The organism is Rhodococcus koreensis (assembly GCF_900105905.1).
Classification (GTDB): domain Bacteria; phylum Actinomycetota; class Actinomycetes; order Mycobacteriales; family Mycobacteriaceae; genus Rhodococcus_F; species Rhodococcus_F koreensis.
The window spans coordinates 3,187,932-3,194,834 of the sequence record NZ_FNSV01000005.1; the positions used below are offsets into that span (position 1 = coordinate 3,187,932).

The 6,903-nt window shown below is 68.4% G+C and carries 7 protein-coding genes; 2 read left to right on the forward strand and 5 right to left on the reverse strand.

The genetic code is table 11. The features are described from left to right. Positions 1 to 16: 16 nt before the first annotated feature. From BLV94_RS19250 to BLV94_RS19265, 4 genes are all read right to left on the reverse strand, one after another. Positions 17 to 1,222, reverse strand: coding sequence for a serine hydrolase domain-containing protein (locus BLV94_RS19250; protein WP_072950404.1), 1,206 nt, complete (start codon positions 1,220 to 1,222; stop codon positions 17 to 19). Between the two features lie 92 nt (positions 1,223 to 1,314). Next, a complete protein-coding gene (locus BLV94_RS19255; RefSeq protein WP_072950403.1) occupies positions 1,315 to 1,830 on the reverse strand; it encodes a DUF6764 family protein in 516 nt (171 codons plus the stop codon). A 53-nt stretch (positions 1,831 to 1,883) separates the two neighbouring features. After that, positions 1,884 to 2,912, reverse strand: a complete 1,029-nt coding sequence (locus tag BLV94_RS19260) for a DNA polymerase domain-containing protein (protein ID WP_072950402.1) — start codon at positions 2,910 to 2,912, stop codon at positions 1,884 to 1,886. Next, a complete protein-coding gene (locus BLV94_RS19265) occupies positions 2,913 to 3,956 on the reverse strand; it encodes an ATP-dependent DNA ligase (protein ID WP_072950399.1) in 1,044 nt (347 codons plus the stop codon). It lies immediately after the preceding gene. A gap of 148 nt (positions 3,957 to 4,104) precedes the next feature. On the opposite strand from BLV94_RS19265, the gene lppU reads away from it, so the two are divergent. Then, on the forward strand, positions 4,105 to 4,692 hold the full coding sequence (gene lppU / locus BLV94_RS19270; RefSeq protein ID WP_072950415.1) for an LppU family putative lipoprotein: 588 nt from the start codon (positions 4,105 to 4,107) through the stop codon (positions 4,690 to 4,692). Between the two features lie 46 nt (positions 4,693 to 4,738). On the opposite strand, the gene BLV94_RS19275 is transcribed toward lppU, so the two are convergent. Further along, entirely contained in the window at positions 4,739 to 5,869 is a 1,131-nt protein-coding gene (locus tag BLV94_RS19275; protein WP_072950396.1) for a magnesium and cobalt transport protein CorA, read from the reverse strand. 334 nt (positions 5,870 to 6,203) lie between these two features. On the opposite strand from BLV94_RS19275, the gene BLV94_RS19280 reads away from it, so the two are divergent. Then, positions 6,204 to 6,899 (forward strand): 3'-5' exonuclease, encoded by a 696-nt coding sequence (locus BLV94_RS19280; RefSeq protein WP_072950394.1) that lies wholly within the window; start codon positions 6,204 to 6,206, stop codon positions 6,897 to 6,899. Positions 6,900 to 6,903 lie beyond the last annotated feature (4 nt).

A 6,903-nucleotide genomic window follows, 5' to 3' on the forward strand; every position in this document is an offset into this window, starting at 1 on the left:
GGATTCCTTTCGTGGGTTACTTGCCGTTCCGGACGATCGCCTGTGCCTCGACACCGAGCCGGGCCAGACGAAGATCACCGAGAGCCGTGAGGGAACTGCCGAGGCGGTTGGTGACGAACCCCAGCGACAGTCCGCTGTCGAGGTCCGCGTAGGCGCCGGACCCGCCGACCCCGTAGTGCCCGATCGCGTTCCGTGGTTGTTCCCGGGACGCGAAGATCGGCCGGTGGTAGCCGAGCGACCACAGCGGCCGGATACCGAGGACGTAGTCGCGGTCGCGGGTCTGCACCTCCGACATCCGCGCGATGGTCGACTTGCGCAGGAACCGGCGTCCGTCCAGCCTGCCCCCGTTCGCGATGGCGCCGTACATCCGCGCGAGCGCCCGCGCACTGAACACACCGTTCCAGCCGGGCATCACCGCGTCGTGCACCGCCGGGTTCCGCACCAGCGCGTCGAATCCCTGCGGCATCGCCGCCTCGGCCAGCCCGCGGGTAGGGCCGACGAGCGAGAGCACATTCGAGGTGAGCTCCCAGTTGAGTCCGGCCGGGTTGATGTGCGGGAACAGCTTCGCGATCCGTGGACGGTGCTGTCCGGGAACCTGATACCAGAAGTCGTCGACACCGAGCGGTCCCGCGATCTCGTCCTGCACGACCTGGACGAACGGTTTTCCGGTGACGCGGGCGATCAGCTCGGCCACCAGCCACCCGTAGGTGACGGCGTGATACCCGGGGCCGCGCAGCCTGCGCGGATCCGCCGGGGCCGCCGCGAGGGCCTCCACGACGGCGTCGTATTCGAGGAGATCGAGCGGGCTCCGCATCAGCCCCCGGACCTTGTGCAGTCCGGCCCGGTGGGTGAGGACGTCGCGGACGGTGATGTCGCCCTTGCCTGCCGCACCGAATTCGGGCCAGTAGCGTGCCACGGGCGCGTCGTAGTCGATCAGCCGGCGTTCGGCGAGCCGGTGGACGACCGTGCTGGCCACGCCTTTTCCGGTCGAGAACGACAGTGCGACGGTGTCGCGGTCCCAGCGGCGGTCGCGGTCTGCCCAGCCCGCCCAGATGTCGAGGACCTTCTCGCCCCGGAAGTACGCGGTGAGTGCCCCGCCGCCGTGCTGAGGTTGCCGGTACATCGCGAAGAACCGGTCGGCGAGCGGCAGGAACCGCGGATCGACGTGCAGTTCCGTCCGTGGCACGGACGCGGGCCGGGATACTCGAACGCTGGTCGTCATCGACCACCTCCGATCTCGCTGCCGTAAGTCCTACGGCAGTGCGTCAGCCCATTGTGACTACCGTCACCATACGACGCGGACCGGGGTGCCGTTCAGGGAAGCCGCCACACAGTTATGCCGTCGCTCAGACATGCTTGACCTGCAAGGAAATTGATGGCCAGCGAGGGACCGGCCGCGCACACCACGCCTTTGGCCGGATCCGCGACGAGCGCCTGCCCACCGGGACCGCTCAGCACCAGCGCCGGGCCGACGCTGTCGACCGTTCCGATTGCGACGCTCTCGGGCCCGACCGCGACCGCCGCGACGACACCGCGGCGTGCCTCTGCCGCGCCGACACCGCCGCCCAGTCCGGCGCCGAGCGCCGCTCCCGCGTGGGCCGCGTCGGCGAAACCGACACCGTCGGTGCCGAAGGCCGCCGAATTGCTGCTGGTGTCGGCATTGGCCCCGCACGCGGTGCGGTCGACGACCGTCGTGTGACCCCTGCCCGGTGGTGACACACAGGAGAGGGAGACGGCCGACGCGGTGGCCGGCGCGATCAGCAGAGTCCCGAATGCCGTCGCGACGACACCGAGGACGATTCCGGCAGTACGAACCGTCTTACGTTCCATGGCGACCTCACATTGTTCCCGACCCGACCGTCCCGAGCCTACGTGAGCGCCGGCTATTTGCGGTCTCGGTCCCGACTCGGTTGTACCCGCTTGGGTTCCCCCGGCATTTTGGGGTAATTGGGTGGGTACGGGAGATCGCCGAGACCGTTCGCGGTGTCCCGTTCCGCCATCTCCAGCAGCACGTCGAGCGATTGCGCCACGTCACCCATGGTCGCCATCGGGTCGCCGCGTTTCTCGAGCAGCGCGGGCACGGTCGCGATGGTGAAGTCGTCGGGGTGGACGTCGACGAGTTCCTCCCAGGTGACCGGCGTCGACACGGTCGCGATCGGCGTCTTGCGGGCCGAATAGGCGGATGCGATCGTCTTGTCCCGGGCGTTCTGGTTGAAGTCGAGGAAGATGCGTTCGCCGCGTTCCTCCTTCCACCAGGACGTGGTGGCCCGGTCGCCGCTGCGCCGCTCGATCTCCCGGGCCAGGGCGATGCCCGCGCGCCGCACCTCGATGAAATCCCAGCGCGGCTCGATGTGGAGATACACGTGCAGGCCGCGTCCGCCCGAGGTCTTGGGGTAGCCGATCAGACCGAGTTCGTCCAGCAGCGGCCGGAGCACGTCCAGCGCGACCGCCCGGGCGTCGTCGAATCCCGTCCCCGGCTGCGGGTCCAGGTCGATGCGCAGTTCGTCGGGGTGATCGACGTCGGGGCACCGCACCGCCCACGGGTGGAACGTGATGTTGCCGAGGTTCGCCGCCCACACGATGTTCGCGGCGCTGCGCACCCGGAGCACGTCCGCCTTGCGGCCGGACGGGAACGTGACCTCGCACGAGTCGACGTGGTCGGGGCGCTTCGCGGGCACCCGCTTCTGGTAGATCTCCTCGCCCTCGACCCCGTCCGGGAACCGTTGCAGGTGCGTCGGCCGATCGAACAGGGCGCCCAGCAGCGCACCGCCCAGCGCCACCGTCCGGTAGTACTCCACCAGGTGCCGCTTCGTGCCGCCGTCGGCACCGAGTTTCGGGTAGTAGATCTTGTCGGGACTCGACAGCCGCACGGCGACGCCGTCGACGTCGAGTTCTTCGGCAGGACTCGCCATCTAGGAACCTCCGGCCAGGACGTCGGCAAGGTCGTATCGCACCGGGACCTCCAATTGTTGGAACGTGCACTCGTCGGGCGTCCGGTCCGGGCGCCAGCGCAGGAACCGCGCGGCGTGCCGGAACCGGGCACCCTCCATCTGGTCGTACGCCACCTCGACGACGCGTTCGGGGCGCAGCGGCACCCAGGTCCGGTCGTTGCCCGACTGCCACCGCGTCGGTGCCCCGTCCGCGACGACGTCGTCGCCGACGCGCAGTTCGTCGAGTTCGGCGAGCAGTTCGATCCGCCGCGCGGCCGTGAACGCCGACGCCCCACCGACCATCGCCATCTGCTCGCCGTCGTACAGTCCGAGCAGCATGGACCCGATCCCCGGCTGACTCTTGTGCGGCCGGTATCCGATGACGACGCAGTCGGCGGTGCGGGCGTGCTTCACCTTCACCATCTCCCGCTTGTTCGGCAGGTACGGGCCCACCAGCTTCTTCGCCACCACCCCGTCGAGGCCGGCCCCCTCGAACGCCTCGAACCACTCGGTGGCCGTCGCACTGGATTCGGTGGCCGCGGTGACGTGGCAGGAGGACCCGCCGCCGACGGAGTCGACGAGTTGCGCGCGGCGCACCGAGAAGTCCTCCCGGCTGAGGTCGCGGTCGCCCAGGGCCAGCAGATCGAACGCGACGAACTGGGCCGGGGTCTTCTCCGCCAGCATCGTCACCCGGCTCTCCGCGGGATGAATGCGCTCCGACAACGACTCCCAGTCGAGCCGGGTGCGGCCGTCGATGTTGCGCGGGACGACGAGTTCGCCGTCCACCACGCACCGCTCGGGCAGTTCGTCCTTCACGGCGCGGACGAGTTCGGGAAAGTACCGGGCCAAGTCTTTTCCGCCGCGGGAACCGAGCACCACCTCGTCGCCGTCCCGGAAGACGAGGGTGCGGAACCCGTCCCATTTGGGTTCGTACAACCAGACGGGCCCGGACTCCGGTTGCGCCGGAACGGACGACGCAGCCTTCGCGAGCATCGGCTGTAACGGAGGCATCACGGGGAGGTCCACCCGTCCATACTGTCATCACAATTGGCAAATCGGACAGCGATGTAATCAAATAATGCGCGACACGGCAATCGCGGTGGACACGGTCGAGGTGGCAACGGTCATCTCAGAGGCACGGGTGGCGGGACGTCACCCGACGGAGGGGTCAGACATGACAGGGTTAGTTCGGCGGGTGTGTACCGCGGTCGTCGCGTTGTCGGCGACGGCAGTTCTGGTGGCAGGGTGCGGTTCGGACACGACGCCCACCGCGGTGCCGGAGTCGGGTGCCTCCGCGGCCACCTCGTCGACCACCGTGATCGACGGACAGGAAGGCGAGGACTCGGGCGGCGACGTCGACTTCGAGGTCGCGATCGGTGAGTGCGTGAAGCTCGGCGGCACCGTCACCGACGCCGAGATCGACAAGGCGGTGTGCGGCAGCCCCGATTCGAACTACAAGGTGATCGCGAAGGCCGCGAAGAACAGCCAGTGCATCAGCGACGCCGACTCGTACTACTACGAAACCCTCGGCGGCATCGAGCAGGGCGCGATCTGCCTCGACGTGGACTGGGTGATCGGCGGCTGCATGGACGTCGGTGGCGAGGACCCCGCACGCATCGAGTGCGGTGACACGACGGCCGTCGACGGGGTGAAGGTGACGGAGATCGTGCAGGGCGCCACGTCCGTGGACTCGTGCAGCACGTCGTCCAACGGCTACGAATACTCCGAACGCAAGTTCGTCGTCTGCGTCGACGAACTCTGACGGCGGGCGCAGGCCGGCCGCGGGTCCCGCCCGCGGCCGGCCTCGCTCACAACCAGCCCCGGCGTTTGAAGATCGTGTACAGCCCGGCGCAGGTGAGCATCATCAGCGACAGCGCGAACGGATACCCGCCGGCCCAGTGCAGTTCGGGCATGTGGTCGAAGTTCATGCCGTACACGGTTCCGATCAGAGTGGGCGCGAAGAGGATCGCCGCCCACGCCGACACCTTCTTGATCTCCTCGTTCTGCGCGTAACTGGCCTGGGTCAGGTTGCGCATCTCCTCGTTCTGCTCCTGCGACACCAGGGTGGCGTTGACGGTGAGGATGTTGCCGAGCAACTGACGGAACCCGTCCGCCCGCTCCACGACGACCGTCGCGTGGTCGGTGACGTCACGCAGGTAACGCTGCAACTCCTCGTCGGTGTTGTACTTCTCGAAACCCTGCGACAACCCCCGCAGCATTCCGAGCAGCGGCCGTGTGGCCCTCTGGAATTCGATGACCTCACGGGTGAGTTCATAGATGCGACGCGACACGCCCGGCGCCCCGCTGAACACCTCGGTCTCGATCTCGTCGATGTCGTTCTGCAACCCGGCCACCACCGGCGCGTACCCGTCGACCACGGCGTCGAGGATGGCGTAGAGCACGGCCTCGGGTCCGAGCCGGAGCAGGTCCGGGTTGCTCTCCATCCGCCTGCGGACCGCCGACAGGTCGGGGGATTCGCTGTGCCGGACCGTGAGCACGAACGTCGGACCGCAGAAGACGTGCAGCTCACCGAATTCGACGCGCTCGGTCTCGTCGCAGTACCGCGCGGCGCGGAGCACCACGAACAGCGTCTTGCCGTAACGCTCCAGCTTGGGCCGCTGGTGGGCGACGATGGCGTCCTCGACGGCCAGCTCGTGCAGGTCGAATTGCTTTGCCGCCGCATACAACTGGGCGTCGTTGGGCCGGTACATCCCGATCCACGCCATCGACGCCGCATCCGGCAGGCTCGCGAGCGCCTCCGACAGCGTGGCCGGAGTGGCCGTCTTCCGGCCGTCGCGGTAGACGGCGCTGTTGACCACCGTTTCCTCCGCCGGCGTCGGCTCGACGGGGCGCCGCGTGACGGCGTGACCGGCGTTCGCGTCGGACACACCGGCGGAGCGGCTGGGCAGGAGGGAACGGATCGGGCGCAACTGAGGCATGGCACGGGGCTTTCGAGGGAAAAGGGCAGCGCGGGACGGCGCTGAGGAACACGGACCGTGAAACCGCGCACCTACCGGTGGAACGGTTTCAGTTGGTACTGGGAGGTTGGCTTCTCATCGGATGCCACACCTCCTTACCCTCTCGCACTCTTCCCTCGAAAGAACGCTCTCTCGAGATAACACAGTTCACGACCTCGGCGAACTGCAGACCGCAGGACACGATACCCCCGGCGACCGGCCACGACAACCTGGGATCCCCGCCGTGTCGGTCCCGGATCCGGCGCCTCCCTCGGCAGATACTGGGCGCGCACCGAATCACCACCGAGAGGCCCCCATGACCAGCTGGTCGGACAGACCGATCTGCGCGTTCGATCTGGAGACGACGGGGCCCGACCCCACCGACGCCCGCATCGTCTCCGCGTGCATCGCCGTCGTCGACGCTCACCACTTCGAGTCGCGCACCTGGTTGCTCGACCCCGAGGTTCCCATCCCGCAGGGCGCGACGGACGTGCACGGCATCTCCACGGAGTACGCCCGGGCCCGCGGGCAGGACTACGCCACCGGGTACGGCGAGATCCGCGACGCCCTGTACAACGCGTGGACCCTGGACCACGCCGTCGTCGCGTTCAACGCGTCCTACGACCTGACCGTCATGCACACCGAGGGTCTGCGGCTCGGGCTGCCCGAACTCGTCACCGGCACCGTGGTCGACCCCTACGTCATCGACCGCGAGATGGATCGGTACCGGAAGGGCAGGCGCACCCTGGGCGCGGTGTGCGAGCACTACGGCATCGCGCTGGAGGACGCTCACGAGGCGGAGGCCGACGCGCTCGCCGCCGCACATCTCGCCCGGACGCTGGCGCAGCAGTTCCCGAATCTACGGGCCCTCGACATCATGACCCATCAGGCCGACTGGCACGCGGAACGGCAGCGCGACTTCGCCGACTACCTCGTCCGGCAGGGGCGCGATGCGTCGGATGTCAACGGCGAGTGGCCGATTCGCGGACTCACCCCGTTCCTCATCGCCTGACCCG